This window comes from Citrobacter sp. LUTT5 (assembly GCF_009905315.1).
Lineage (GTDB): Bacteria > Pseudomonadota > Gammaproteobacteria > Enterobacterales > Enterobacteriaceae > Citrobacter > Citrobacter freundii.
The window spans coordinates 1,448,231-1,472,724 of record NZ_CP047606.1; the positions used below are offsets into that span (position 1 = coordinate 1,448,231).

General features: G+C 55.4%; 28 protein-coding genes. 26 read left to right on the top strand and 2 right to left on the bottom strand.

Annotated elements, in window-relative coordinates; genetic code table 11:
* Positions 1 to 70: 70 nt before the first annotated feature.
* The 17 genes from eutS to eutR all read left to right on the top strand — a co-directional run bounded on the left by eutS (position 71) and on the right by eutR (position 14,946).
* A complete protein-coding gene (gene eutS, locus GUC46_RS06750) occupies positions 71 to 406 on the top strand; it encodes an ethanolamine utilization microcompartment protein EutS (RefSeq protein ID WP_003037995.1) in 336 nt (111 codons plus the stop codon).
* A 12-nt stretch (positions 407 to 418) separates the two neighbouring features.
* Complete coding sequence (gene eutP / locus GUC46_RS06755; RefSeq protein ID WP_003037998.1) at positions 419 to 898, top strand: ethanolamine utilization acetate kinase EutP; 480 nt, start codon at positions 419 to 421, stop codon at positions 896 to 898.
* Positions 876 to 1,580 carry an ethanolamine utilization acetate kinase EutQ gene (eutQ, locus tag GUC46_RS06760; RefSeq protein ID WP_003847253.1) on the top strand — a complete coding sequence of 235 codons (705 nt, stop codon included), beginning with the start codon at positions 876 to 878 and terminating at the stop codon, positions 1,578 to 1,580. Before eutP ends, eutQ begins: the two co-directional genes overlap by 23 nt.
* Positions 1,581 to 1,589: 9 nt before the next feature.
* On the top strand, positions 1,590 to 2,393 hold the full coding sequence (gene eutT / locus GUC46_RS06765) for an ethanolamine utilization cob(I)yrinic acid a,c-diamide adenosyltransferase EutT (RefSeq protein ID WP_003838524.1): 804 nt from the start codon (positions 1,590 to 1,592) through the stop codon (positions 2,391 to 2,393).
* Complete coding sequence (gene pta / locus GUC46_RS06770) at positions 2,390 to 3,406, top strand: phosphate acetyltransferase (protein ID WP_016150739.1); 1,017 nt, start codon at positions 2,390 to 2,392, stop codon at positions 3,404 to 3,406. The genes eutT and pta overlap by 4 nt, the downstream gene beginning before the upstream one ends.
* A 37-nt stretch (positions 3,407 to 3,443) precedes the next feature.
* Positions 3,444 to 3,737, top strand: a complete 294-nt coding sequence (gene eutM / locus GUC46_RS06775; RefSeq protein ID WP_003835054.1) for an ethanolamine utilization microcompartment protein EutM — start codon at positions 3,444 to 3,446, stop codon at positions 3,735 to 3,737.
* Positions 3,738 to 3,851: 114 nt separating this feature from the next.
* On the top strand, positions 3,852 to 4,139 hold the full coding sequence (gene eutN / locus GUC46_RS06780; RefSeq protein ID WP_003038011.1) for an ethanolamine utilization microcompartment protein EutN: 288 nt from the start codon (positions 3,852 to 3,854) through the stop codon (positions 4,137 to 4,139).
* Positions 4,140 to 4,150: 11 nt separating this feature from the next.
* On the top strand, positions 4,151 to 5,554 hold the full coding sequence (locus GUC46_RS06785) for an aldehyde dehydrogenase family protein (RefSeq protein ID WP_003038014.1): 1,404 nt from the start codon (positions 4,151 to 4,153) through the stop codon (positions 5,552 to 5,554).
* Positions 5,555 to 5,566: 12 nt separating this feature from the next.
* A complete protein-coding gene (eutJ, locus tag GUC46_RS06790; protein ID WP_003838530.1) occupies positions 5,567 to 6,406 on the top strand; it encodes an ethanolamine utilization protein EutJ in 840 nt (279 codons plus the stop codon).
* Positions 6,396 to 7,583: an ethanolamine utilization ethanol dehydrogenase EutG gene (gene eutG, locus GUC46_RS06795; RefSeq protein WP_003038020.1), complete on the top strand. Its 1,188-nt coding sequence runs from the start codon at positions 6,396 to 6,398 to the stop codon at positions 7,581 to 7,583. Before eutJ ends, eutG begins: the two co-directional genes overlap by 11 nt.
* Before the next feature lie 119 nt (positions 7,584 to 7,702).
* Positions 7,703 to 8,935 (top strand): ethanolamine utilization protein EutH, encoded by a 1,233-nt coding sequence (gene eutH / locus GUC46_RS06800; RefSeq protein WP_003038023.1) that lies wholly within the window; start codon positions 7,703 to 7,705, stop codon positions 8,933 to 8,935.
* The gene (gene eutA, locus GUC46_RS06805; protein ID WP_088903197.1) at positions 8,932 to 10,335 is read left to right on the top strand and encodes an ethanolamine ammonia-lyase reactivating factor EutA; all 1,404 of its coding nucleotides are present in this window, start codon (positions 8,932 to 8,934) and stop codon (positions 10,333 to 10,335) included. Before eutH ends, eutA begins: the two co-directional genes overlap by 4 nt.
* Before the next feature lie 11 nt (positions 10,336 to 10,346).
* Positions 10,347 to 11,708, top strand: a complete 1,362-nt coding sequence (eutB, locus tag GUC46_RS06810) for an ethanolamine ammonia-lyase subunit alpha (protein ID WP_003038029.1) — start codon at positions 10,347 to 10,349, stop codon at positions 11,706 to 11,708.
* 20 nt (positions 11,709 to 11,728) lie between these two features.
* Entirely contained in the window at positions 11,729 to 12,619 is an 891-nt protein-coding gene (eutC, locus tag GUC46_RS06815; protein ID WP_003038033.1) for an ethanolamine ammonia-lyase subunit EutC, read from the top strand.
* Between the two features lie 9 nt (positions 12,620 to 12,628).
* Complete coding sequence (gene eutL / locus GUC46_RS06820) at positions 12,629 to 13,288, top strand: ethanolamine utilization microcompartment protein EutL (protein ID WP_003838537.1); 660 nt, start codon at positions 12,629 to 12,631, stop codon at positions 13,286 to 13,288.
* 11 nt (positions 13,289 to 13,299) lie between these two features.
* A complete protein-coding gene (locus GUC46_RS06825) occupies positions 13,300 to 13,845 on the top strand; it encodes an ethanolamine utilization microcompartment protein EutK (protein ID WP_003838538.1) in 546 nt (181 codons plus the stop codon).
* A 48-nt stretch (positions 13,846 to 13,893) separates the two neighbouring features.
* Entirely contained in the window at positions 13,894 to 14,946 is a 1,053-nt protein-coding gene (eutR, locus tag GUC46_RS06830; RefSeq protein WP_160179960.1) for an HTH-type transcriptional regulator EutR, read from the top strand.
* A 122-nt stretch (positions 14,947 to 15,068) separates the two neighbouring features.
* Here eutR and hemF read toward each other — a convergent pair whose 3' ends face one another.
* Entirely contained in the window at positions 15,069 to 15,968 is a 900-nt protein-coding gene (gene hemF, locus GUC46_RS06835) for an oxygen-dependent coproporphyrinogen oxidase (RefSeq protein ID WP_130714462.1), read from the bottom strand.
* A 2-nt stretch (positions 15,969 to 15,970) separates the two neighbouring features.
* Entirely contained in the window at positions 15,971 to 16,840 is an 870-nt protein-coding gene (gene amiA / locus GUC46_RS06840) for an N-acetylmuramoyl-L-alanine amidase AmiA (RefSeq protein ID WP_003038046.1), read from the bottom strand.
* A gap of 212 nt (positions 16,841 to 17,052) precedes the next feature.
* Here amiA and GUC46_RS06845 point away from each other — a divergent pair, with 212 nt between their 5' ends.
* The 9 genes from GUC46_RS06845 (at position 17,053) to cysA (ending at position 24,476) form a co-directional block, all read left to right on the top strand.
* Positions 17,053 to 17,478, top strand: a complete 426-nt coding sequence (locus tag GUC46_RS06845) for a GNAT family acetyltransferase (RefSeq protein ID WP_003038048.1) — start codon at positions 17,053 to 17,055, stop codon at positions 17,476 to 17,478.
* Positions 17,465 to 17,914: a DUF2919 domain-containing protein gene (locus GUC46_RS06850; RefSeq protein WP_003847269.1), complete on the top strand. Its 450-nt coding sequence runs from the start codon at positions 17,465 to 17,467 to the stop codon at positions 17,912 to 17,914. The genes GUC46_RS06845 and GUC46_RS06850 overlap by 14 nt, the downstream gene beginning before the upstream one ends.
* A 59-nt stretch (positions 17,915 to 17,973) precedes the next feature.
* Positions 17,974 to 18,549, top strand: a complete 576-nt coding sequence (locus GUC46_RS06855; RefSeq protein WP_016150735.1) for an RpoE-regulated lipoprotein — start codon at positions 17,974 to 17,976, stop codon at positions 18,547 to 18,549.
* Positions 18,550 to 18,642: 93 nt separating this feature from the next.
* The gene (gene yfeX / locus GUC46_RS06860) at positions 18,643 to 19,542 is read left to right on the top strand and encodes a porphyrinogen peroxidase (protein WP_160179962.1); all 900 of its coding nucleotides are present in this window, start codon (positions 18,643 to 18,645) and stop codon (positions 19,540 to 19,542) included.
* Between the two features lie 172 nt (positions 19,543 to 19,714).
* The gene (ucpA, locus tag GUC46_RS06865) at positions 19,715 to 20,506 is read left to right on the top strand and encodes an SDR family oxidoreductase UcpA (protein WP_003038057.1); all 792 of its coding nucleotides are present in this window, start codon (positions 19,715 to 19,717) and stop codon (positions 20,504 to 20,506) included.
* Positions 20,507 to 20,663: 157 nt separating this feature from the next.
* Positions 20,664 to 21,680 (top strand): thiosulfate/sulfate ABC transporter substrate-binding protein CysP, encoded by a 1,017-nt coding sequence (gene cysP / locus GUC46_RS06870; RefSeq protein ID WP_003038059.1) that lies wholly within the window; start codon positions 20,664 to 20,666, stop codon positions 21,678 to 21,680.
* Positions 21,681 to 22,514, top strand: coding sequence for a sulfate/thiosulfate ABC transporter permease CysT (gene cysT / locus GUC46_RS06875; protein ID WP_003038061.1), 834 nt, complete (start codon positions 21,681 to 21,683; stop codon positions 22,512 to 22,514).
* A complete protein-coding gene (gene cysW, locus GUC46_RS06880) occupies positions 22,514 to 23,389 on the top strand; it encodes a sulfate/thiosulfate ABC transporter permease CysW (RefSeq protein WP_003038064.1) in 876 nt (291 codons plus the stop codon). Before cysT ends, cysW begins: the two co-directional genes overlap by 1 nt.
* The gene (gene cysA / locus GUC46_RS06885) at positions 23,379 to 24,476 is read left to right on the top strand and encodes a sulfate/thiosulfate ABC transporter ATP-binding protein CysA (RefSeq protein WP_003847288.1); all 1,098 of its coding nucleotides are present in this window, start codon (positions 23,379 to 23,381) and stop codon (positions 24,474 to 24,476) included. Before cysW ends, cysA begins: the two co-directional genes overlap by 11 nt.
* Positions 24,477 to 24,494 lie beyond the last annotated feature (18 nt).

The window sequence follows — 24,494 nt, forward strand, 5'->3', positions numbered from 1 at the left end:
GCCGAATTTTGTTATTTACTCTGACAAAAAATTGCCACGATGAGGGCAGTTTTAGCGGAGGCGGTGAGCAATGGAAAAAGAACGCATTATTCAGGAATTTGTGCCGGGGAAACAGGTCACGCTGGCGCATCTCATTGCGCACCCCGGCGAGGAATTAGCGAAAAAGATCGGCGTTCCCGAAGCGGGCGCTATCGGCATCATGACGCTGACGCCAGGCGAAACCGCGATGATTGCCGGTGACTTAGCCATGAAGGCGGCGGATGTACATATCGGTTTTCTCGATAGATTCAGCGGCGCACTGGTGATCTACGGCTCGGTAGGCGCAGTAGAAGAAGCGTTATTACAGACGGTAAGCGGTCTGGGTCGATTATTAAATTTCACTTTGTGCAACCTGACAAAAAGTTAATCAGAGGCGGCGATGAAACGTATTGCGTTTGTCGGTACGGTGGGGGCGGGGAAAACAACGCTCTTTAATGCGCTACAGGGGAATTATTCCCTCGCCAGAAAAACACAGGCCGTGGAGTTTAATGAAAATGGCGATATCGATACGCCAGGGGAATATTTTAGCCATCCGCGCTGGTATCACGCCTTAATTACCACGCTGCAGGATGTTGATACGTTGATTTATATACACGCGGCAAATGATAAAGAAAGTCGCTTACCTGCCGGGCTGTTGGATATCGGTGCCAGTAAACGACAAATCGCCGTTATCAGTAAAACGGACATGCCGGATGCCGACGTCGCCGCAACGCGACAACTACTTCGCGGGATGGGGTTTCAGGAGCCGATTTTTGAGCTCAATAGCCATGACCCGCGCAGTGTGCAGCACCTGGTGGATTATCTGACTGAGCTCAGCCAAAAGGAGGAAAGGGCAGGTGAAAAAACTCATCACAGCTAACGATATTCGTGCGGCCCACGCACGCGGCGAACAGGAAATGTCGGTTGTTCTGCGCGCCAGCATCATCACCCCGGAGGCGCGCGAAGTTGCGGAGCTGCTGGGCGTTACCATCAGTGAATGCGATGAATCCGCGCCAGGAGCCGTCGCTGCTGCTCCGGCAGCGGTGACTGATGGCAAAACGGAAAGCCAGCGCATTCGCGAAACCATCATTGCGCAGTTACCGGAAGGGCAGTTTACCGAAAGCCTGGTCGCGCAGTTGATGGACAAAGTCATGAAGGAAAAGCAGTCGCTGGAGCAGGGCGGAATGCAGCCGAGCTTTAACTCGGTGACCGGCAAAGGCGGTGTGAAAGTCATCGACGGCAGCAGCGTGAAGTTTGGTCGTTTTGACGGCGCGCAGCCGCACTGCGTGGGCTTAACCGATCTGGTGACCGACCAGGACGGTAGCAGCATGGCCGCCGGGTTTATGCAGTGGGATAACGCCTTTTTCCCATGGACGCTGAACTACGACGAAATCGACATGATTCTGGAAGGAGAGCTGCATGTTCGCCACGAAGGCGAAACCATGATTGCAAAAGCCGGGGACGTGATGTTTATCCCGAAAGGCTCCAGCATCGAATTTGGTACGCCATCGACGGTGAAGTTTCTGTATGTGGCCTGGCCTGCGAACTGGCAGTCCTGCTAAGGCGGATGTATGAAGGATTTCATTACCGAAGCATGGCTCAGAGCGAATCATACGCTCAGCGAAGGGGCTGAAATTCATCTCCCCGCTGACGCTCGCCTGACGCCGTCTGCCCGGGAATTACTGGAAAGCCGACATCTGCGCATTAAGTTTATTGACGAGCAGGGCAGCCTGTTTATTGATGACGAAGAACAGCAGCCGCAGCCGGTGCATGGGTTAACCAGCAGTGATACGCATCCACAGGCCAGCTGCGAACTGTGCCATCAACCGGTGGCGAAGAAACCGGACACCCTGACGCATCTGACGGCGGACAAGATGGTCGCCAAAAGTGACCCTCGGCTGGGATTTCGCGCCGCGCTGGACAGCACCATCGCCCTGGCCGTGTGGTTGCAGATTGAGATGGCAGAACCGTGGCAGCCGTGGCTGGCGGATATCCGCTCGCGCCTGGGCAATATTATGCGCGCAGACGCCATGGATGAGCCGCTGGCAGCACAAGCTGTCGTGGGTTTAAGTGACGAAGATTTACACCGTCTTTCGCATCAACCGCTGCGCTATCTGGACCACGACCATCTGGTGCCTGAAGCCAGCCATGGACGTGATTGCGCGCTGCTTAATCTGCTGCGTACCAAAGTCCGTGAAACGGAGACGGTGGCGGCCCAGGTATTCATCACTCGCAGTTTTGAGGTTATACGACCGGACATTATGCAGGCGCTCAACCGCCTTTCCAGTACGGTCTACGTGATGATGATTCTGAGTGTTGCAAAGCATCCGCTGACGGTTAGTCAAATTCAACAGAGACTGGGGGAGAAGCAATGATCATTGAACGTGCTCGTCAACTCGCCCAACGCTCACCTGCACGAGTAGTGTTCCCGGATGCGCTGGATGTCCGGGTGCTGAAGGCGGCGAATTACCTGCATCAGCACGGTCTGGCACGCCCCATTCTCGTCGCCAGCCCGTTTGCGCTACGCCAGTTTGCGCTCAGCCATCGCGTAGCCATGGATGGTATTCAGGTTATTGATCCACAAAGCAATGTACAGATGCGTGAAGAGTTTGCCCTGCGCTGGCTGGCGCGTGCGGGTGAAAAAACGCCGCCGGATGCGCGAGAGAAGCTCAACGATCCACTGATGTTTGCCGCCGCGATGGTCAGTGCCGGTAAAGCCGATGTGTGTATTGCGGGCAACCTGTCATCAACGGCAAACGTGCTGCGTGCAGGATTGCGCATTATTGGATTACAGCCTGGTTGCAAAACGCTGTCGTCAATTTTCCTGATGCTGCCGCAGTATCTCGGGCCGTCATTAGGATTTGCAGACTGTAGCGTTGTGCCGCAGCCCACTGCTGCACAGCTGGCGGATATCGCCATCGCCAGCGCTGAAACCTGGAAGGCGATCACAGGTGAAGAGCCGCGTGTGGCCATGCTGTCGTTTTCAAGTAATGGCAGTGCTCGCCATCCTAACGTCGCTAACGTGCAGCAGGCGACCGAGATCGTTCGTGAGCGTGCCCCGCAGCTTACCGTGGACGGTGAACTGCAATTTGATGCCGCCTTTGTTCCGGATGTCGCTGCGCAAAAAGCGCCCGCAAGTCCGTTAAAGGGCAATGCCAATGTGATGGTCTTCCCATCGCTGGAGGCGGGCAATATTGGCTACAAAATCGCTCAGCGCCTGGGAGGGTATCGCGCAGTAGGGCCATTGATTCAGGGGCTTGCCGCACCGCTTCATGATCTCTCTCGTGGCTGTAGCGTACAGGAAATTATCGAACTGGCGTTGGTGGCAGCAGTGCCGCGCCAGACTGACATGAGTCGTGAAAACGCCTCGCACACACTGGTTGTATAAGGTCCCGTTCAGGACCCCTTAATGAGAGGAAAACACAATGGAAGCATTAGGAATGATTGAAACCCGGGGCCTGGTTGCACTGATTGAGGCTTCTGACGCAATGGTTAAAGCGGCACGCGTGAAACTGGTTGGCGTGAAGCAGATCGGTGGCGGTCTGGTCACTGCCATGGTCCGTGGCGACGTAGCGGCATGTAAAGCTGCAACGGACGCAGGTGCTGCGGCAGCACAGCGTATTGGCGAGCTGGTTTCAGTGCACGTGATCCCGCGTCCGCACGGCGATCTGGAAGAAGTGTTCCCGATCAGCTTTAAAGGCGACAGCAACGACATGTAAGTCGTCCATGTGACGCCACAGACTTCATTGCTGGCGTCACCCTCTCTCCTTTTCACATTACCTTCTGCGGAGGGTAGGGGGAGGTTTTACCTGAAATATGCCACGGAGGCGCGTATGAAACTGGCAATCGTTACAGGACAAATTGTTTGTACCGTACGCCATCAGGGGCTCGCGCACGACAAGTTGCTGATGGTGGAAATGATTGACGCCCAGGGAAATCCCGACGGGCAATGTGCTGTTGCTATCGACAGCATCGGGGCGGGAACCGGAGAGTGGGTGCTGCTGGTCAGCGGAAGCTCCGCCCGTCAGGCGCACCGGAATGAATCATCGCCTGTCGATCTGTGCGTGATTGGCATTGTCGATGAAGTGGTGGCAGGTGGTCAGGTGATCTTCCATAAATAAGGCAGAAAATCATGAATCAACAGGATATTGAACAGGTCGTGAAAGCGGTACTGCTGAAAATGAAAGACAGCAGCCAACCCGTCAGTGCCGTTCAAGAAATGGGCGTTTTTGCCTCCCTGGATGACGCAGTGGCGGCAGCAAAACTGGCCCAGCAGGGGCTGAAAAGCGTCGCTATGCGCCAACTGGCTATCACGGCGCTACGTGAGGCGGGCGAAAAGCACGCCAGAGAATTAGCGGAACTTGCCGTCACTGAAACCGGCATGGGACGCGTCGAAGATAAATTTGCCAAAAACGTGGCGCAGGCGCGCGGCACTCCAGGTGTGGAATGCCTGTCTCCACAGGTTCTGACCGGCGATAACGGTCTGACGCTGATTGAAAACGCGCCGTGGGGCGTGGTGGCCTCGGTAACCCCATCTACCAACCCGGCCGCGACCGTTATTAACAACGCCATCAGCCTGATTGCCGCTGGTAACAGCGTGGTTTTCGCACCGCATCCGGCGGCGAAAAAAGTCTCTCAGCGCGCTATCACTCTGCTTAACCAGGCGGTAGTTGCCGCAGGCGGTCCGGCAAACCTGTTGGTGACGGTTGCCAACCCAGATATCGAGACTGCCCAACGTCTGTTCAAGTACCCTGGTATCGGCCTGCTGGTGGTGACCGGTGGTGAAGCCGTAGTAGATGCCGCGCGTAAGCACACCAACAAACGTTTGATTGCCGCTGGCGCAGGTAATCCGCCGGTGGTGGTTGATGAAACGGCTGACCTGGCACGCGCGGCGCAGTCGGTAGTCAAAGGCGCATCGTTTGACAACAACATCATCTGCGCTGACGAAAAAGTGCTGATCGTGGTCGATAGTGTCGCTGATGAACTGATGCGTCTGATGGAAAGCCAGCATGCGGTGAAACTCACCACGGCCCAGGCAGAACAGCTGCAGCCGGTGCTGCTGAAAAATATCGATGAGCGCGGTAAAGGCACGGTCAGTCGTGACTGGGTAGGTCGTGACGCAGGCAAAATCGCTGCGGCGATTGGTCTGAACGTACCGGAGCAAACCCGTCTGTTATTCGTCGAAACCTCCGCGACGCATCCGTTTGCCGTCACCGAACTGATGATGCCGGTTCTACCAGTCGTGCGGGTCGCTAACGTCGATGAAGCCATTGAACTGGCGGTCAAGCTTGAAGGCGGTTGCCACCATACGGCGGCGATGCACTCACGCAATATCGACAACATGAACCGCATGGCAAACGCCATTGATACCAGCATTTTCGTTAAGAATGGACCGTGCATTGCCGGTCTTGGACTGGGCGGTGAAGGCTGGACCACGATGACCATTACCACACCAACCGGGGAAGGGGTGACCAGTGCGCGTACGTTTGTGCGTCTGCGTCGCTGTGTGTTGGTAGACGCCTTCAGGATTGTATAAGGAGTAAATGAGATGGCGCACGACGAACAACGTTGGTTGACACCCAGACTGCTAAAAGCGGCAACGCTATGTAACCAGACGCCCACAAAGAGCGATTCACCGCTGTGGTTGGGCATTGATTTGGGAACGTGTGATGTGGTGTCGATGGTTGTGGACAGTGACGGACAGCCGGTCGCGGTTTGCCTGGACTGGGCCGATGTCGTGCGCGATGGCATCGTCTGGGATTTCTTTGGTGCGGTGACCATCGTTCGTCGCCATCTCGATACGCTCGAACAACAGTTGGGTTGCCGCTTTACCCATGCGGCAACCTCATTTCCACCGGGAACTGACCCTCGCATCTCTATTAACGTGCTGGAGTCTGCCGGGCTTGAAGTGAGCCATGTGCTCGACGAACCGACAGCGGTGGCGGATCTGTTGCAGCTCGATAACGCCGGCGTGGTGGATATTGGTGGTGGCACTACCGGGATTGCGATCGTTAAACAAGGCAAGGTGACCTACTCCGCTGATGAAGCAACCGGTGGGCATCATATCTCTCTGACGCTGGCCGGGAACCGTCGTATCCAGTTAGAAGAAGCCGAGCAGTACAAGCGTAGCAACGGCAAAGAAATCTGGCCGGTGGTGAAGCCTGTCTACGAAAAAATGGCGGAAATCGTGGCTCATCATATTGCGGGTCAGGGCGTTACCGATTTATGGCTGGCCGGTGGTTCCTGCATGCAGCCGGGCGTTGATGAGCTGTTCCGTAAGCGTTTCCCGGAACTGCAGGTGCATTTACCCCAGCACAGCCTGTTTATGACCCCGCTGGCGATTGCCAACAGCGGAAAAGAAAAAGCGGAAGGAATCTATGCAAGCTGAATTGCAGACCGCGCTCTTTCAGGCATTCGATACCCTGAATCTGCAACGCGTAAAAACGTTTAGCGTTCCACCGGTAACCCTTTGTGGGCTGGGAGCGCTCAGTACCTGCGGACAGGAAGCACAAACGCGCGGATTGACGCATATGTTCGTCATGGTGGACAGCTTCCTGCATCAGGCGGGGATGACCGCCGCGCTGGAACGCAGTCTGGCGATGAAAGGCGTGGCGATGACGCTGTGGCCATGTCCGGTAGGCGAACCGTGTATTACGGACGTCTGCGCGGCGGTCGCGCAATTGCGTGAATCGAAGTGCGATGGCGTTGTGGCCTTTGGTGGTGGCTCCGTACTGGATGCCGCCAAGGCAGTGGCGTTGCTGGTGACCAACCCCACTCAGACGCTGGCAGACATGGACGAGCGCAGCGCGTTACGCCCACGTCTGCCGCTGATTGCCGTACCGACTACCGCCGGAACGGGCTCAGAAACCACCAACGTCACGGTAATAATCGACGCCGCGACTGGACTCAAAAAAGTGCTGGCCCACGCAACCCTGATGCCGGATGTGGCGATCCTGGACGCTGCATTGACGGAAGGCGTGCCTGCACATGTAACGGCAATGACCGGGATTGATGCACTGACGCACGCCGTTGAAGCGTATAGCGCGCTGAACGCGACGCCATTTACCGACAGTCTGGCGATTGGCGCGATTGCGATGATAGGTAAATCGCTGCCGAAGGCCGTCGGCTACGGTCAGGATCTGGCGGCGCGCGAAAGCATGCTGCTGGCTTCCTGTATGGCCGGGATGGCGTTTTCCAGCGCAGGGCTGGGCCTGTGCCATGCGATGGCGCACCAGCCGGGAGCGACGTTGCATATCCCACACGGACAGGCTAACGCCATGCTGCTTCCTACGGTAATGGGGTTCAACCGCATGGTGTGTCGTGAGCGCTTCAGCCATATCGGACGCGCGTTAACCAACAAGAAATCGGACGATCGTGATGCTATCAACGCGGTCAGCGAGTTGATTAGCGAAGTGGGCCAGACCAAACGGCTCTCAGACGTTGGAGCAAAACCCGAACATTACAGCGCATGGGCACACGCCGCGCTGGAGGATATTTGTATTCGCAGTAACCCACGCACCGCCACGCAGGAACAGATTATCGACCTGTACGCGGCTGCCGGGTAATGCCTGTAGGCCGGATAAGGTGCTCGCACCGCCATCCGGCAATAACACGGCGTTAATGCCGGAGGCGACGTAAACGTCTTATCCGGCCTACAAATCACAAATGACAGGGAGTAGGGGCTATGGGAATTAACGAAATCATCATGTACATCATGATGTTCTTTATGCTGATTGCCGCCGTGGACAGGATCCTGTCGCAGTTCGGCGGTTCGGCGCGCTTCCTCGGTAAGTTCGGTAAGAGTATTGAGGGATCGGGCGGTCAGTTTGAAGAAGGCTTTATGGCAATGGGCGCGCTGGGTCTGGCGATGGTCGGTATGACCGCGCTGGCGCCAGTACTGGCGCATGTGCTCGGGCCGGTAATTATTCCGCTGTATGAAATGCTGGGCGCGAACCCGTCGATGTTTGCCGGAACGCTGCTGGCGTGCGATATGGGCGGCTTCTTCCTGGCGAAAGAACTGGCGGGCGGCGACGTGGCGGCATGGTTGTACTCTGGCCTGATTCTCGGCGCGATGATGGGGCCGACGCTGGTGTTCTCCATTCCGGTTGCGCTGGGAATTATTGAACCGTCTGACCGTCGTTATCTGGCGCTGGGCGTGCTGGCCGGTATTGTCACCATTCCGATTGGCTGTATTGCGGGTGGTCTGGTCGCGATGTACTCCGGCGTGGAAATCAACGGTCAGCCGGTGGAGTTCACCTTTGCGTTGATCCTGATGAACATGATCCCGGTGTTGATCGTAGCCGTGCTGGTGGCGCTAGGACTGAAATTCATCCCGGAAAAAATGATAAACGGCTTCCAGATCTTCGCCAAGTTCCTGGTAGCGCTGATCACCCTCGGTCTGGCTGCGGCAGTCATCAAGTTCCTGCTCGGCTGGGAGCTGATCCCAGGTCTTGATCCTATTTTCATGGCGCCAGGCGACAAGCCGGGTGAAGTGATGCGCGCCATCGAAGTTATCGGTTCTATCTCCTGTGTGCTGCTGGGGGCCTACCCGATGGTGCTGCTGCTGACCCGCTGGTTTGAAAAACCGCTGATGAGCGTCGGCAACCTGTTAAAAGTCAATAACATTGCGGCTGCGGGTATGGTGGCAACGCTTGCCAACAACATCCCAATGTTCGGCATGATGAAAAACATGGATACCCGCGGCAAAGTGATCAACTGCGCCTTTGCGGTTTCCGCGGCCTTCGCTCTGGGTGACCACTTAGGTTTCGCCGCTGCCAACATGAACGCCATGATCTTCCCGATGATTGTCGGCAAGTTGATCGGCGGCGTGACGGCGATTGGCGTGGCTATGCTGTTAGTACCGAAAGACGAAGATGTTCCGGCACCAGCAGAAACCAATCCGGAGGCGCAATCGTGAATACTCGCCAGCTACTCAGCGTCGGTATCGATATCGGCACCACCACCACTCAGGTGATCTTCTCGCGCCTTGAGCTGGTTAACCGTGCGGCAGTGTCGCAGGTGCCGCGCTACGAATTCATCAAACGCGAAATTAGCTGGCAAAGCCCGGTGTTCTTTACCCCCGTTGATAAGCAGGGCGGGTTGAAAGAGGCCGAACTGAAAGCACTGATCCTCGCCCAGTATCAGGCGGCGGGGATTGCGCCAGAGACCGTTGATTCCGGCGCGATCATCATTACCGGGGAAAGTGCCAAAACGCGCAACGCGCGCCCGGCGGTGATGGCGCTCTCCCAGTCGCTGGGGGATTTCGTGGTTGCCAGCGCCGGTCCGCATCTGGAATCGGTGATTGCTGGTCACGGTGCGGGGGCACAAACCCTTTCCGAGCAGAAGTTGTGCCGCGTACTGAATATCGACATCGGCGGCGGTACGTCGAACTACGTTCTGTTCGATGCCGGAAAAGTCAGCGGATCGGCCTGTCTGAATGTCGGCGGACGGTTACTGGAAACGGACGGTCAGGGGCGCGTGGTGCATGCGCATCAGCCGGGACAAATGATTGTGGATGACGTATTTGGTCCAGGCACTGATGCCCGAACCCTCAATGCGGCGCAGCTTGTTCAGGTGGCCCGACGGATGGCGGCGCTGATTGTGGAGGTGATTGACGGCACGCTTTCACCGCTGGCACAGGCGCTGATGCAAACCGCTCTGTTACCGGCGGGCGTGAAGCCGGAAGTGATTACGTTGTCCGGCGGGGTGGGCGAATGCTACCGCAACCAACCTGCCGATCCGTTCTGTTTTTCCGACATTGGGCCGCTGTTAGCGACGGCGCTGCATGAACATCCGCGCCTGCGTGAGATGAACGTGCAGTTCCCGGCGCAAACCGTGCGCGCCACGGTGATTGGCGCCGGTGCGCATACGCTGTCGCTTTCGGGCAGCACTATCTGGCTGGAGGGTGTGGCGCTTCCGCTGCGCAATCTGCCAGTGGCGATTCCGGTTGATGAGGCTGATCTGGTGGCCGCCTGGCAACAGGCGCTAATGCAGCTCGATCTGGACCCGCAAACGGACGCCTACGTGCTGGCGCTGCCCGGTTCTCTGCCGGTGCGCTACGCCGCGCTGTTAACGGTGATTGATGCGCTGCTGGCCTTTGTCGCGCGCTATCCGAATCCGCATCCCCTGCTGGTGGTAGCCGAGCAGGATTTTGGTAAGGCCCTGGGCATGCTGTTACGCCCACAGTTACAGCAACACCCGCTGGCGGTCATCGATGAGGTGGTTGTCCGGGCGGGGGACTATATCGACATTGGTACGCCTCTTTTTGGCGGATCGGTTGTGCCGGTGACGGTGAAATCACTCGCATTTCCTTCCTGAGGGAACGACTTATGAAACTAAAGACCACATTGTTCGGCAATGTTTATCAGTTTAAGGATGTTAAAGAGGTGCTGGCAAAAGCCAACGAACTGCGTTCGGGGGATGTGCTGGCAGGTGTCGCTGCAACCAGTTCGCAGGAACGCGTGGCGGCCAAGCAGGTGCTGTCGGAAATGACGGTAGCGGATATCCGTAATAACCCGGTGATTTCCTATGAAGAGGACTGCGTGACGCGTCTGATTCAGGATGACGTCAACGAAACGGCCTATAACCGCATCAAAAACTGGAGTATCAGCGAGCTGCGCGAGTACGTGCTGAGCGATGAAACCTCTGTTGATGATATTGCGTTTACGCGTAAAGGGTTAACGTCGGAAGTGGTCGCTGCGGTAGCAAAAATCTGCTCTAACGCGGACCTGATCTACGGCGGTAAGAAAATGCCGGTGATCAAAAAGGCGAACACCACCATCGGTTTACCGGGCACCTTTAGCTGCCGTTTGCAGCCGAACGATACCCGTGACGATGTACAGAGTATTGCGGCGCAAATCTATGAAGGACTGTCCTTCGGAGCGGGCGATGCGGTGATCGGTGTCAACCCGGTCACAGATGACGTGGAAAACTTAAGCCGCGTGCTCGATACCGTGTATGGCGTTATCGACAAGTTCAATATTCCGACCCAGGGCTGCGTACTGGCGCACGTCACCACCCAGATTGAAGCAATTCGTCGCGGTGCGCCGGGCGGGCTGATTTTCCAAAGTATCTGCGGTAGCGAAAAAGGCTTAAAAGAGTTTGGCGTTGAGCTGGCCATGCTGGATGAAGCGCGTGCAGTGGGTGCTGAGTTCAACCGTATCGCCGGGGAAAACTGCCTGTACTTTGAAACCGGGCAAGGGTCTGCGCTCTCCGCTGGCGCTAACTTTGGTGCCGATCAGGTGACGATGGAAGCGCGTAACTACGGGCTGGCGCGTCACTACGATCCGTTCCTGGTGAACACCGTGGTGGGCTTTATCGGGCCGGAATATCTCTACAACGATCGTCAGATTATTCGCGCGGGCTTAGAAGATCACTTCATGGGCAAGCTGAGCGGCATCTCAATGGGCTGCGACTGCTGCTACACCAACCATGCTGATGCTGACCAGAACCTCAACGAAAACCTGATGATTCTGCTCGCCACCGCTGGCTGCAACTACATCATGGGCATGCCGCTCGGTGACGACATCATGCTCAACTACCAGACCACCGCCTTCCACGACACCGCGACCGTGCGCCAGTTGCTGAACCTGCGCCCGTCGCCGGAGTTTGAACGCTGGCTGGAAACCATGGGCATTATGGCAAACGGTCGCCTGACCAAACGGGCGGGCGATCCGTCACTGTTCTTCTGATGACGCGGGGATGACACACGATGGATCAAAAACAGATTGAAGAAATTGTACGCAGCGTAATGGCGTCAATGGGAGAGCCGCAGGTTCAAGCGCCATCAGCGGAAGTGAAATGTAGCACTACGCAGTGCGCCGCGCCGACCGGTGAAAGCTGTGCGATGGACTTAGGTTCAGCTGAAGCGAAAGCGTGGATTGGCGTTGAGAATCCGCATCGTGCAGAGGTATTGACCGAACTGCGCCGTAGCACCGCTGCGCGTGTATGTACCGGTCGTGCCGGTCCACGTCCGCGTACCCAGGCGCTGCTGCGCTTCCTTGCTGACCACTCGCGTTCGAAAGATACGGTATTGAAAGAAGTGCCGGAAGAGTGGGTAAAAGCCCAGGGACTACTGGAAGTGCGCTCGGAAATCAGCGACAAAAACCTGTATCTGACGCGCCCGGACATGGGACGTCGTCTGAGTGCGGAAGCCATTGAAGCACTGAAATCACAGTGTGTAATGAATCCGGATGTGCAGGTGATTATTTCTGATGGCCTGTCTACTGACGCCATCACCGCCAACTACGAAGAGATCCTGCCGCCGCTGTTGTCGGGTTTAAAACAGGCCGGATTGAAGGTCGGGACGCCGTTCTTTGTTCGCTATGGGCGCGTGAAAATTGAAGATCAGATCGGCGAACTGCTGGGTGCAAAAGCGGTGATCCTGCTGGTTGGTGAACGTCCGGGCCTCGGCCAGTCGGAAAGTCTTTCTTGCTACGCCGTCTATTCGCCGCGTGTGGCAACCACCGTTGAGGCTGACCGTACCTGCATCTCGAACATTCACCAGGGCGGTACGCCACCGGTTGAAGCGGCGGCGGTGATTGTGGATTTGGCCAAGCGCATGCTGGAGCAAAAAGCATCCGGCATCAATATGACCCGTTAAGGAGGCATCATGCCAGCATTAGATTTGATTAGACCTTCAGTCACCGCGATGCGTGTGATTGCCTCGGTAAATGACGGTTTTGCCCGCGAACTTAAATTACCGCCACATATACGTAGCCTCGGACTCATCACAGCAGACTCTGATGACGTGGCGTATATTGCCGCAGATGAAGCGACAAAACAGGCGATGGTGGAAGTGGTTTATGGCCGCTCGCTGTATGCCGGTGCGGCGCACAGTCCCTCTCCAACCTCGGGCGAAGTGCTGATTATGCTCGGTGGACCAAACCCGGCCGAAGTTCGCGCGGGTCTGGACGCGATGGTGGCCAATATTGAAAGCGGTGCGGCATTCCAGTGGGCGAATGACGCAGAAGATACCGCCTTCCTGGCGCATGTGGTTTCGCGTACCGGTTCGTATCTTTCCGCGACCGCGGGATGCCGACTGGGCGATCCGATGGCGTATCTGGTAGCACCGCCGCTGGAAGCGACATTTGGTATTGATGCCGCGCTGAAATCTGCCGATGTACAACTGGTAACCTATGTACCACCGCCGTCAGAAACCAACTATTCAGCAGCGTTTTTGACCGGTAGCCAGGCCGCTTGTAAAGCCGCATGTAACGCCTTTGCCGATGCCGTTCTGGATATTGCCCGTAATCCAATCCAGCGCGCGTAAGAGAGGTAGTGATGATCAATGCACTGGGATTACTGGAAGTGGATGGCATGGTGGCTGCCGTGGACGCGGCCGATGCCATGCTGAAAGCCGCGAATGTGCGCCTGCTTAGCCACGAAGTGCTCGATCCTGGTCGGCTGACGCTGGTGGTGGAAGGCGATCTGGCGGCATGCCGAGCAGCGCTGGATGCTGGCAGTGCAGCTGCAGCGCGTACAGGCCGTGTTATCAGCCGTAAGGAAATAGGCCGGCCGGACGATGACACCCAGTGGCTGATCGGCGGTTTTAAACGCCAGCCGAAGAAACCAGAACCGAAGAAACCAGAGCAGAAGCCTGAAGTGAAGTCAGATGTGGCCCCAGAGAAGACGCAGGAAGCACCTGTGTCATCTGAATCCTCTGATGAATTGCTGGCGCTGTTAACATCGGTCCGTCAAGGAATGACGGCAGGGGAAGTGGCTGCCCACTTTGGCTGGTCACTTGATGAAGCCAGAAATGCGCTGGAACAGCTCTTTTCTGACGGAGCGTTGCGTAAACGCAGTAGTCGCTATCGCTTAAAAAATTAACCTGTCGGAGGGCCGGGGGCTTCGTTGAAGCTTCCGGCTTAAAAGATCATGAAAAAGAACCGTACTGCAAACTTGCACCATCTTTATCATGAAGTATTACCCGAAGACGTTAAATTGACGCCGAAAGTGGAAGTGGACAACGTTCACCAACGGCGAACAACGGATGTGTATGAGCACGCGCTGACGATTACAGCCTGGCAGCAGATCTACGACCAGCTGCATCCGGGAAAATTTCAAGGCGAGTTCACGGAAATCCTGCTCGATGATATTCAGGTGTTCCGTGAATACACCGGACTGGCGCTGCGTCAGTCATGCCTTGTCTGGCCAAACTCATTTTGGTTTGGCATTCCGGCCACGCGCGGCGAGCAGGGATTTATTGGTACCCAGTGTTTGGGTAACGCTGAAATTGCCACCCGCCCAGGCGGGACGGAGTTTGAACTAAGTACGCCGGATGACTACACCATTTTGGGTGTCGTCATTTCTGAAGAGGCCATTGCCCGTCAGGCCAACTTCCTGCATAACCCGGAAAGGGTGTTGCATATGCTGCGCAACCAGTCGGCGCTGGAAGTGAAAGAACAACACAAAGCCGCGCTGTGGGGCTTTGTGCAGCAGGCGCTGGCGACGTTTAGCGAAAACCCGGAAAACCTTCGCCAACCTGCGGTACGCAAAGTGTTGGGCGATAACCTGCTGCTGGCGATGGGGACTATGCTGGAAGAAGCGCAGCCGATTATGACTGCGGAGAGCATCAGCCATCAGAGCTATCGTCGCTTGCTGTCGCGTGCGCGCGAATATGTGCTGGAAAATATGTCAGAGCCGCTGACCGTGCTCGACTTATGCAATCAACTGCACGTTAGCCGCCGGACGTTGCAAAACGCCTTTCACGCGATCCTCGGTATTGGCCCGAATGCCTGGTTGAAACGTATTCGCCTGAACGCCGTGCGCCGTGAGTTGATAAGCCCGTGGTCGCAGAGTGCGACGGTGAAAGACGCCGCCATGCAGTGGGGATTCTGGCATTTAGGGCAGTTTGCTACCGACTACCAGCAACTGTTTGCGGAGAAACCTTCGTTGACGCTGCATCAGCGTATGCGCCAGTGGGCGTGATGGTATAGCTTGAGTAGGCCTGATAAGGCGTTAGCCGCCATCAGGCAATTGTGCTGGCTGCGCTGCCGGATGGCGACGCCTTGCGTCTTATCCGGCCTACGAATTGTGTCGCTATCAGGCCATTACACCCAGTCGCGGACCTGAATAAACTCGCTAAGGGCGGCTTCCGGGCTGTTCGCTTCTGGCTGCCAGTCATACTCCCAGCGTACCAGCGGCGGCATCGACATCAGAATCGATTCCGTGCGCCCGCCGGTTTGCAAACCGAATAATGTGCCGCGATCCCACACCAGGTTAAATTCCACATAGCGTCCGCGACGATAAAGCTGAAAATTGCGTTCACGCTCGCCCCAGCTCATTGCTTTGCGGCGCTCGACGATGGGCAAATACGCCTCGGTATAACCCTTTCCAACAGCCTGCATAAAGGCGAAGCAGTGGTCGAAATCTGGCGTATTCAAATCATCGAAGAACAGCCCGCCAATGCCGCGCTGCTCGTTACGGTGCTTGAGGAAGAAGTAGTCATCGCACCACTTTTTGTAACGGGGATAAACGTCATCGCCGAACGGCTGGCATAGATCCCGCGCCGTGCGGTGCCAGTGAACTGCATCCTCATCAAAGCCGTAGTAGGGCGTTAAGTCAAAGCCGCCGCCAAACCACCACACCGGGTCGGCGCCCGGTTTCTCCGCGATAAAAAAACGTACGTTGGCATGGCTGGTCGGAATGTAAGGATTCTGCGGATGCACCACCAACGAGACGCCCATCGCTTCAAAGCTACGCCCGGCAAGCTCCGGGCGATGCGCAGTAGCCGAGGCCGGCATTGCATCTCCATGGACATGAGAGAAGTTGACGCCTGCTTGCTCGAAAATACCGCCGTTACGCAACACTCGACTGCGCCCGCCGCCGCCCGCTTCGCGTTGCCAGTTATCCTCAACAAATTCGGTGCCGTCTATGGTGGATAACTGCTGACAAATCTCATCCTGCAAGTTGAGCAGGAACTGTTTTACGCGTTGTACATCGGGCTTCATGGTTAACGTTTCTTCGAGTGTGCTTTCTGGTTATCAAACCAGTGGAAATAGCTGATGATGCCATTGGCGATAGCGGTGGCGATTTTCTGACGAAACGCAGCCGTCCCCAGTAATCGTTCTTCTTCCGGGTTGGTGATGAACGAGGTTTCGACCAGGACCGACGGAATCGAAGGTGATTTTAGCACCACGAAGGCGGCTTGTTCCGTGCTGCGACTGTGCAGACGGTGTACCGGCTTGATCTTCTTAAGAATATGCGAGCCTAACGTCAGGCTGTTTTTAATGGTGTCAGTTTGCACCAGATCGAACAGCACCTGCTGCAACAAATGATCTTTGTCGGTGGCCTTCTTCCCGGCGACTTCATCGGCCCGGTTTTCACGATCGGACAGATATTTCGCCATGGCGCTACTGGCACCGCGATTGGATAAGGCAAAGACCGAAGCACCCGCAGCGCTCGGATTGGTAAAACCGTCGGCGTGGATCGACATGAAAAGATCTGCGCCATGTTTGTGGGCGATCTCGACGCGATCGTAGAGCGGAATAAACGTATCGCCGGAGCGGGTCAGGCGTGCATCAATCCCCTGGTTGCGTAGGATTGAGCGCACGTTTTTGGCAATCGCCAGCACCACGTGCTTTTCTTTCGATCCGTTGCGACCAATTGCGCCGGTATCAATCCCGCCGTGCCCCGGATCAAGAACAACAACACGCTTAGCGCCTGATTTTTTCGCTTTCGGTTTGCTGTGTCCATTACTGGTCTTTAGCGCTTCTTCTTTAGCGATGGCTTGCGACATGCCTGACAGCGTCAGGGCGGCCAGCCCGGCTTTCAGCACCTGGCGGCGCGATGTGAGTGTTTTTAGTGGTTTAAAAGTGCTCATACGGCCTGAGTTGTAAAAAAAAGGTTCTAAACGTTATATCGTATCGCGTAGTCCGTTGCGACGGATCGAGATAAGAATTGTTTTACTTTTCATTTCAATACGTGACAATTCCGTATTATGCCATTTTTTCCGCCGCTTCGCGTCAGATATTGGCTAAATCAGCCGTTCGCGCCATAATCGCTTTTTAACGTCCTGAAAAGGTAACCAATACCATGGAAATACGCGTTTTTCGCCAGGAAGATTTCGAAGAGGTGATCACCCTCTGGGAGCGTTGTGATTTGCTGCGTCCATGGAACGACCCTGAAATGGACATCGAACGTAAAGTCAATCATGACGTCAGCTTGTTCCTCGTCGCTGAAGTGAACGGTGAGGTGGTCGGTACGGTGATGGGCGGATACGACGGGCATCGTGGTTCCGCCTATTACCTGGGCGTGCATCCTGAGTTTCGCGGTCGCGGTATCGCCAATGCGCTACTCAACCGGTTGGAGAAAAAGCTCATTGCCCGCGGTTGCCCGAAGATTCAAATCATGGTGCGTGACGATAACGATGTTGTTCAGGGCATGTATGAACGTCTGGGCTATGAACATGCGGATGTACTCAATCTGGGCAAGCGTTTGATTGAAGATGAAGAGTACTGAGTTTCATCCGGCCGACTATGACGGTCATGGGCGTCTGCGCCTGCCTTTTCTCTTCTGGTGCGTGCTGTTGTTACAGGCACGCACCTGGGTTTTGTTTGTGATTGCCGGTTCTTCTCGTGAGCAGGGCAACACGTTGCTGAATCTGTTTTATCCCGATCATGACGCATTCTGGCTGGGTTTGCTCCCCGGCGTTCCCGCCGTGTTGGCGTTTTTACTCAGCGGGAGACGCTTTGCGTTTCCGGGAATCTGGCGCTGGCTGCGCGGATTATTGATTCTCGCTCAACTGGTGCTGCTGTGCTGGCAGCCGGTGATGTGGCTGGCAGGCGATCCGCTCAACGGTGTCGGGCTGGCGCTGCTGGTGGCGGATATCGTCGCATTGATCTGGCTGTTAACCAATCAACGTCTGCGCGCCTGTTTTTCCCTTGAGAAAGAATAACGGCACTTTTTGGGGAAACCGGACTCCAAGCAACGTTGATAAATAAGGAAGGAAGTGAAATGAAATCACTGCGTTTGACTTTATGCGCGATGCCGCTGCTACTGGCCGGGTGTTCAACGTTGTCCTCGGTGAACTGGTCTGCCGCCAATCCGTGGAACTGGTTTGGTTCTTCAACGCAGGTCACAGAGCAGGGCGTCGGAGCGTTAACGGGCGCGACACCGCTGGATGAAAAAGCCATTGCTGATGCGCTGGACGGTGATTACCGCCTGCGTAGCGGGATGAAGACTGATAACGGAAATGTGGTGCGCTTCTATGAAGCGATGAAAGACGACAAGCTGGCGATAGTCATCAATGGCAGCCAGGGAACCATTAGTCGTATTGATGTGTTAGACCACGATATTTCGTCAGTCGCGGGTGTCGAAATCGGTACACCGTTTAGCGACCTTTACACTAAAGCTTTCGGTAATTGCCAAAAGGCAACCGGCGATGACAGCGCGGGCGTTGAGTGTAAAGCTGAAGGAAGTCAACATATTAGCTATATTTTTTCCGGTGAATGGAGCGGGCCTGAGGATATAATGCCGTCTGACGACACGCTGAAAGCGTGGAAAGTAAGCAAAATTATCTGGCGGCGTTAATTTGCGTCTGAACAAATCGGCTTGTTAAAAAAACAGGTAGAATAGCGCCCATCAATGCCACGATGTCGTGGCATCTTTTTTTCAGGAGGAACAATGTCTCAGGTTCAGAGTGGCATTTTGCCAGAACATTGCCGTGCGGCGATTTGGATTGAAGCCAATGTTAAAGGCGACGTTGTGGCCCTGCGTGCGGCCAGCAAAACCTTCGCCGATAAGCTGGCGACCTTTGAAGCTAAGTTCCCGGATGCGCATCTGGGCGCGGTTGTCGCTTTTGGCAACAACACCTGGCGTGCATTGAGCGGCGGCGTCGGTGCTGAAGAGTTAAAAGACTTTATCCCTTATGGTAAAGGTCTGGCACCAGCAACCCAATATGACGTGTTGATCCATATTCTCTCTTTGCGTCATGACGTGAATTTCTCCGTTGCGCAGGCGGCAATGGAAGCATTTGGCGACTGTATTGAAGTCAAAGAAGAAATCCACGGTTTCCGTTGGGTCGAAGAGCGCGATCTCAGCGGCTTTGTTGACGGTACGGAAAACCCGGCAGGCGAAGAAACGCGCCGTGAAGTCGCCGTTATCAAAGATGGTGTGGATGCCGGTGGCAGCTATGTGTTTGTGCAGCGTTGGGAACATAACCTGAAGCAGCTTAATCGCATGAGCATCCATGACCAGGAAATGATGATTGGCCGCACCAAGGAAGCCAACGAAGAGATCGACGGTGATGACCGTCCGGTCACCTCTCACCTGAGCCGTGTTGACCTCAAAGAAGACGGTAAAGGGCTGAAAATTGTGCGCCAGAGCCTGCCATACGGCACTGCCAGCGGCACGCATGGTCTCTATTTCTGCGCCTACTGCGCCCGTCTGCACAACATTGAACAACAGTTGCTGAGCATGTTTGGTGACACCGACGGTAAGCGTGATGCAATGCTGCGCTTCACCAAACCGGTAACCGGCGGCTATTACTTTGCACCGTCGCTGGACCGTTTAATGGCGCTGTAATGGCGATCTGATCCTGTTATCGGCCACGAAATAGACATCCCCGCATCGTCGGGGATTTTTTTTACCTGAGATTAACCTGATTTAGTGAGCTATTCCTCAGCACTAATTTGTTATTGCTGTATCTTCTGCGTGAATGAAGCGAAGGCTTCATATTCAAAAGGAGAATATTGAAATGGGAAAACTCACGGGCAAAACAGCATTGATTACGGGCGCATCTCAGGGTATTGGCGAGGGTATCGCCAGAACGTTTGCCCGCCATGGTGCGAACTTAATTCTGCTGGATATCTCCGATGAGATTGAAAAACTGGCGGATGAGTTGGCTGGGCGAGGGCACCGTTGCACAGCCGTTCACGCTGACGTCAGAGATTTTGCGTCGGTCAAGGAAGCGGTGATGCGCGCGAAGCAGATTGAAGGCAAAATCGATATTCTGGTGAACAATGCCGGCGTATGCCGCCTCGGCAACTTCCTTGATATGAGCGATGAAGATCGCGATTTTCACATTGATATCAACATTAAAGGCGTCTGGAATGTGACGAAAGCCGTTCTGCCGGAGATGATTGCGCGCAAAGATGGGCGCATCGTGATGATGTCATCGGTGACCGGCGATATGGTTGCCGACCCGGGCGAAACGGCCTACGCACTGTCGAAAGCCGCAATCATCGGTTTGACCAAATCCCTGGCGGTAGAATATGCGCAGTCAGGCATTCGCGTTAATGCCATCTGCCCAGGCTACGTTCGTACGCCGATGGCGGAAAGCATTGCGCGTCAATCTAACCCGGAAGATCCTGAATCCGTATTAGTCGAAATGGCGAAAGCGATCCCGATGCGTCGTCTGGCCTGTCCGCTTGAGGTCGGTGAACTGGCGGCGTTCCTGGCGTCGGATGAGTCCAGTTACTTAACTGGCACGCAAAACGTGATTGATGGCGGTAGCACCCTGCCAGAAAGCGTTAGCGTCGGCGTCTGATTGATGCCGGTCTCCTCCTCACTCGATGTGGGGAGGGATTCTCTTATTCTCTTTTCAACTTTCAAATCATCAAACGGTATATAAAACCGTTACTCCTTTAGCACTGGTTATAAATATGATGACCATAAGAAAGTCATTAAATTTATAAGGGTGCGCAATGGCCGTTAACTTACTGAAAAAAAGAACACTGACGCTGGCAGCCATGCTGTTGCTGGTGGGGCAGGCGCAGGCAACGGAACTGCTGAACAGTTCATACGATGTTTCCCGTGAGCTTTTTGCCGCCCTTAATCCGCCGTTTGAACAGCAATGGGCGAAGGATAACGGCGGTGACAAACTGACGATTAAACAATCTCATGCCGGGTCATCAAAACAGGCTCTGGCGATTCTGCAGGGGCTGAAAGCCGATGTGGTGACCTATAACCAGGTCACCGACGTGCAGATCCTGCATGACAAAGGCAAACTGATCCCCGCCGACTGGCAAAGCCGTCTGCCGAATAACAGCTCGCCGTTCTATTCCACTATGGGTTTCCTGGTGCGTAAGGGGAATCCGAAAAACATTCATGACTGGAATGACCTTGTGCGTTCTGATGTGAAACTGATTTTCCCGAACCCAAAAACCTCCGGTAACGCGCGCTATACCTATCTGGCGGCGTGGGGTGCTGCGGATAAAGCTGACGGTGGTGATAAAACCAAAACCGAACAGTTCATGACCCAGTTTCTGAAAAACGTCGAAGTGTTTGATACCGGCGGTCGCGGTGCTACCACCACCTTTGCAGAGCGCGGTCTGGGCGATGTGCTGATCAGCTTCGAATCAGAAGTGAACAACATTCGTAAACAGTATGAAGCGCAGGGTTTTGAAGTGGTTATCCCGAAAACCAATATTCTCGCTGAATTCCCGGTAGCCTGGGTAGATAAAAATGTGCAAGCCAACGGTACTGAAAAAGCAGCTAAAGCGTACCTGACCTGGCTGTACAGCCCACAGGCGCAAACCATTATTACCGATTTCTACTACCGCGTGAATAACCCGCAGGTGATGGACAAACAGCAAGATAAATTCCCGCAGACCGAATTGTTCCGTGTGGAAGATAAGTTTGGTTCGTGGCCTGAAGTGATGAAAACACACTTTGTCAGCGGTGGAGAGCTGGACAAACTGCTGGCGGCGGGGCGTAAGTAAATGTTTGCTGTTTCTTCCCGACGCGTGCTGCCCGGCTTCACTTTGAGCCTGGGCACCAGCCTACTGTTTGTCTGCCTGATATTGCTGCTGCCGCTGAGCGCGCTGGTGATGCAACTGGCGCAAATGAGCTGGGCGCAATACTGGGATGTGATTACCAATCCGCAGGTGGTGGCGGCTTATAAAGTGACGCTGCTGTCGGCGTTTGTCGCGTCGATTTTTAACGGCGTGTTCGGTTTGCTGATGGCGTGGATCTTAACCCGCTATCGCTTTCCTGGCCGTACGCTGTTGGATGCACTGATGGATCTGCCGTTTGCGCTGCCTACAGCGGTGGCGGGTCTGACGCTGGCGTCGCTGTTTTCGGTTAATGGCTTCTACGGCGAGTGGCTGGCGAAGCTGGATATCAAGGTGACCTACACCTGGCTTGGTATCGCGGTGGCGATGGCGTTTACCAGCATTCCGTTTGTGGTGCGTACCGTCCAGCCGGTGCTGGAAGAATTAGGTCCCGAATATGAAGAAGCCGCAGAAACGCTCGGTGCTACGCGCTGGCAGAGTTTCCGTAAAGTGGTGCTGCCGGAGCTGTCCCCCGCGCTGGTGGCGGGCGTTGCGCTTTCGTTTACCCGAAGCCTCGGTGAGTTTGGCGCGGTTATCTTTATCGCTGGGAACATCGCATGGAAAACGGAAGTAACCTCGCTGATGATTTTTGTTCGCTTGCAGGAGTTTGACTACCCGGCCGCCAGCGCGATTGCTTCTGTGATCCTCGGGGCTTCGTTGTTGCTGCTGTTTTCAATTAACACCCTGCAAAGTCGCTTTGGTCGACGTGTGGTAGGTCACTGATGGCAGACATTACCCAATTGAAACGCTATGGCGCACCCCGCATCAACTGGGGGAAATGGTTTCTGATCGGCACGGGCATGCTGGTCTCCGCGTTTATTTTGCTGGTGCCGATGATTTACATCTTCGTGCAGGCGTTCAGCAAGGGATTAATGCCGGTATTACAGAACCTGGCAGACCCGGACATGCTGCATGCCATCTGGCTGACGGTGCTGATTGCGCTGATTGCGGTGCCGGTGAACCTGGTGTTTGGTGTGTTGCTGGCCTGGCTGGTGACCCGTTTTAACTTCCCAGGACGCCAACTTCTGCTGACGTTACTGGATATTCCGTTTGCCGTCTCGCCGGTGGTTGCCGGCCTGGTGTATCTGCTGTTTTACGGCTCTAACGGTCCGCTGGGTGGATGGCTGGATGAGCATAATCTGCAAATTATGTTTGCCTGGCCGGGGATGGTGCTGGTGACGGTATTCGTGACCTGTCCGTTTGTGGTGCGCGAGTTGGTGCCGGTGATGTTAAGCCAGGGCAGTAATGAAGATGAAGCGGCTGTGTTGCTGGGCGCGTCCGGCTGGCAGATGTTCCGCCGCGTTACGCTGCCGAATATTCGTTGGGCGCTGCTGTACGGCGTGGTGTTGACCAACGCCCGTGCGATTGGCGAGTTTGGCGCGGTGTCGGTGGTATCCGGCTCGATTCGCGGCGAAACCCTATCGCTACCGCTACAAATTGAATTACTGGAGCAGGACTACAACACGGTCGGCTCTTTTACCGCCGCGGCGCTATTAACGCTGATGGCGATTATTACCCTGTTTTTGAAGAGCATGTTGCAATGGCGTCTGGAGAACCAGGAGAAACGCGCGCAGCAGGAGGAAAATCATGAGCATTGAGATTGCCAATATTAAGAAGTCTTTTGGTCGCACCCAGGTGCTGAACGATATCTCGCTGGATATTCCTTCAGGTCAGATGGTCGCGCTGCTGGGGCCATCCGGCTCGGGCAAAACCACGCTGCTGCGCATTATTGCCGGGTTGGAGCATCAGTCCAGCGGGCATATCCGTTTTCACGGCACCGACGTCAGTCGTTTGCATGCTCGCGACCGTAAAGTGGGATTCGTATTCCAGCACTATGCGCTGTTTCGTCATATGACCGTTTTCGACAATATCGCGTTTGGTCTGACGGTCCTGCCACGGCGTGAGCGTCCAAATGCGGCGGCCATCAAAGCAAAAGTCACCAAACTGCTGGAGATGGTTCAATTGGCTCATCTGGCGGACCGCTTCCCAGCGCAGCTTTCTGGTGGGCAAAAGCAGCGTGTGGCGTTGGCGCGTGCGCTGGCGGTAGAGCCGCAGATCCTGCTGCTCGATGAGCCGTTTGGCGCGCTCGATGCGCAGGTGCGTAAAGAGCTGCGTCGTTGGCTGCGTCAGCTGCATGAAGAGCTGAAGTTCACCAGCGTGTTTGTTACCCACGACCAGGAAGAAGCGACGGAAGTTGCCGATCGCGTGGTGGTGATGAGTCAGGGTCATATCGAGCAGGCTGATGCGCCGGATCAAGTCTGGCGCGAACCGGCTACCCGTTTTGTGCTGGAGTTTATGGGGGAAGTTAACCGCCTGCAGGGGACGATTCGCGGTGGACAATTCCACGTGGGCGCACACCGCTGGCCGCTGGGTTATACGCCTGGTTATCAGGGACCGGTGGATCTGTTTCTGCGTCCGTGGGAAGTGGACGTCAGCCGTCGTACCAGCCTGGATTCGCCGTTGCCGGTACAGGTACTGGAAGCCAGCCCGAAAGGACACTACACCCAATTAGTTGTGCAACCGCTGGGGTGGTATAACGAACCGCTGACGGTCATCATGCAAGGCGATGATTCCCCAAGCCGCGGCGAGCGGCTGTTTGTCGGGCTGCAAAATGCGCGTCTGTATAACGGTGACCAGCGTATTGAAACGCGTGAAGAGGAACTTGCTCTGGCGGAATCTGCCTGATAGGTTAAAAAGTATGTT

Excerpts from the sequence above, each read along its gene's own strand:
- eutR (WP_160179960.1), top strand. The coding sequence starts at position 13,894 with ATGAAAAAGAACCGTACTGCAAACTTGCACCATCTTTATCATGAAGTA.
- cysP (WP_003038059.1), top strand. The coding sequence starts at position 20,664 with ATGGCCGTTAACTTACTGAAAAAAAGAACACTGACGCTGGCAGCCATG.
- eutP (WP_003037998.1), top strand. The coding sequence starts at position 419 with ATGAAACGTATTGCGTTTGTCGGTACGGTGGGGGCGGGGAAAACAACG.
- pta (WP_016150739.1), top strand. The coding sequence starts at position 2,390 with ATGATCATTGAACGTGCTCGTCAACTCGCCCAACGCTCACCTGCACGA.
- eutL (WP_003838537.1), top strand. The coding sequence starts at position 12,629 with ATGCCAGCATTAGATTTGATTAGACCTTCAGTCACCGCGATGCGTGTG.
- amiA (WP_003038046.1), bottom strand. The coding sequence starts at position 16,840 with ATGAGCACTTTTAAACCACTAAAAACACTCACATCGCGCCGCCAGGTG.
- eutC (WP_003038033.1), top strand. The coding sequence starts at position 11,729 with ATGGATCAAAAACAGATTGAAGAAATTGTACGCAGCGTAATGGCGTCA.
- GUC46_RS06850 (WP_003847269.1), top strand. The coding sequence starts at position 17,465 with ATGAAGAGTACTGAGTTTCATCCGGCCGACTATGACGGTCATGGGCGT.
- eutB (WP_003038029.1), top strand. The coding sequence starts at position 10,347 with ATGAAACTAAAGACCACATTGTTCGGCAATGTTTATCAGTTTAAGGAT.
- cysT (WP_003038061.1), top strand. The coding sequence starts at position 21,681 with ATGTTTGCTGTTTCTTCCCGACGCGTGCTGCCCGGCTTCACTTTGAGC.
- eutH (WP_003038023.1), top strand. The coding sequence starts at position 7,703 with ATGGGAATTAACGAAATCATCATGTACATCATGATGTTCTTTATGCTG.
- GUC46_RS06825 (WP_003838538.1), top strand. The coding sequence starts at position 13,300 with ATGATCAATGCACTGGGATTACTGGAAGTGGATGGCATGGTGGCTGCC.
- ucpA (WP_003038057.1), top strand. The coding sequence starts at position 19,715 with ATGGGAAAACTCACGGGCAAAACAGCATTGATTACGGGCGCATCTCAG.
- hemF (WP_130714462.1), bottom strand. The coding sequence starts at position 15,968 with ATGAAGCCCGATGTACAACGCGTAAAACAGTTCCTGCTCAACTTGCAG.
- eutT (WP_003838524.1), top strand. The coding sequence starts at position 1,590 with ATGAAGGATTTCATTACCGAAGCATGGCTCAGAGCGAATCATACGCTC.
- eutJ (WP_003838530.1), top strand. The coding sequence starts at position 5,567 with ATGGCGCACGACGAACAACGTTGGTTGACACCCAGACTGCTAAAAGCG.
- GUC46_RS06845 (WP_003038048.1), top strand. The coding sequence starts at position 17,053 with ATGGAAATACGCGTTTTTCGCCAGGAAGATTTCGAAGAGGTGATCACC.
- eutM (WP_003835054.1), top strand. The coding sequence starts at position 3,444 with ATGGAAGCATTAGGAATGATTGAAACCCGGGGCCTGGTTGCACTGATT.
- GUC46_RS06855 (WP_016150735.1), top strand. The coding sequence starts at position 17,974 with ATGAAATCACTGCGTTTGACTTTATGCGCGATGCCGCTGCTACTGGCC.
- GUC46_RS06785 (WP_003038014.1), top strand. The coding sequence starts at position 4,151 with ATGAATCAACAGGATATTGAACAGGTCGTGAAAGCGGTACTGCTGAAA.
- cysW (WP_003038064.1), top strand. The coding sequence starts at position 22,514 with ATGGCAGACATTACCCAATTGAAACGCTATGGCGCACCCCGCATCAAC.
- yfeX (WP_160179962.1), top strand. The coding sequence starts at position 18,643 with ATGTCTCAGGTTCAGAGTGGCATTTTGCCAGAACATTGCCGTGCGGCG.
- eutS (WP_003037995.1), top strand. The coding sequence starts at position 71 with ATGGAAAAAGAACGCATTATTCAGGAATTTGTGCCGGGGAAACAGGTC.
- eutN (WP_003038011.1), top strand. The coding sequence starts at position 3,852 with ATGAAACTGGCAATCGTTACAGGACAAATTGTTTGTACCGTACGCCAT.
- eutG (WP_003038020.1), top strand. The coding sequence starts at position 6,396 with ATGCAAGCTGAATTGCAGACCGCGCTCTTTCAGGCATTCGATACCCTG.
- cysA (WP_003847288.1), top strand. The coding sequence starts at position 23,379 with ATGAGCATTGAGATTGCCAATATTAAGAAGTCTTTTGGTCGCACCCAG.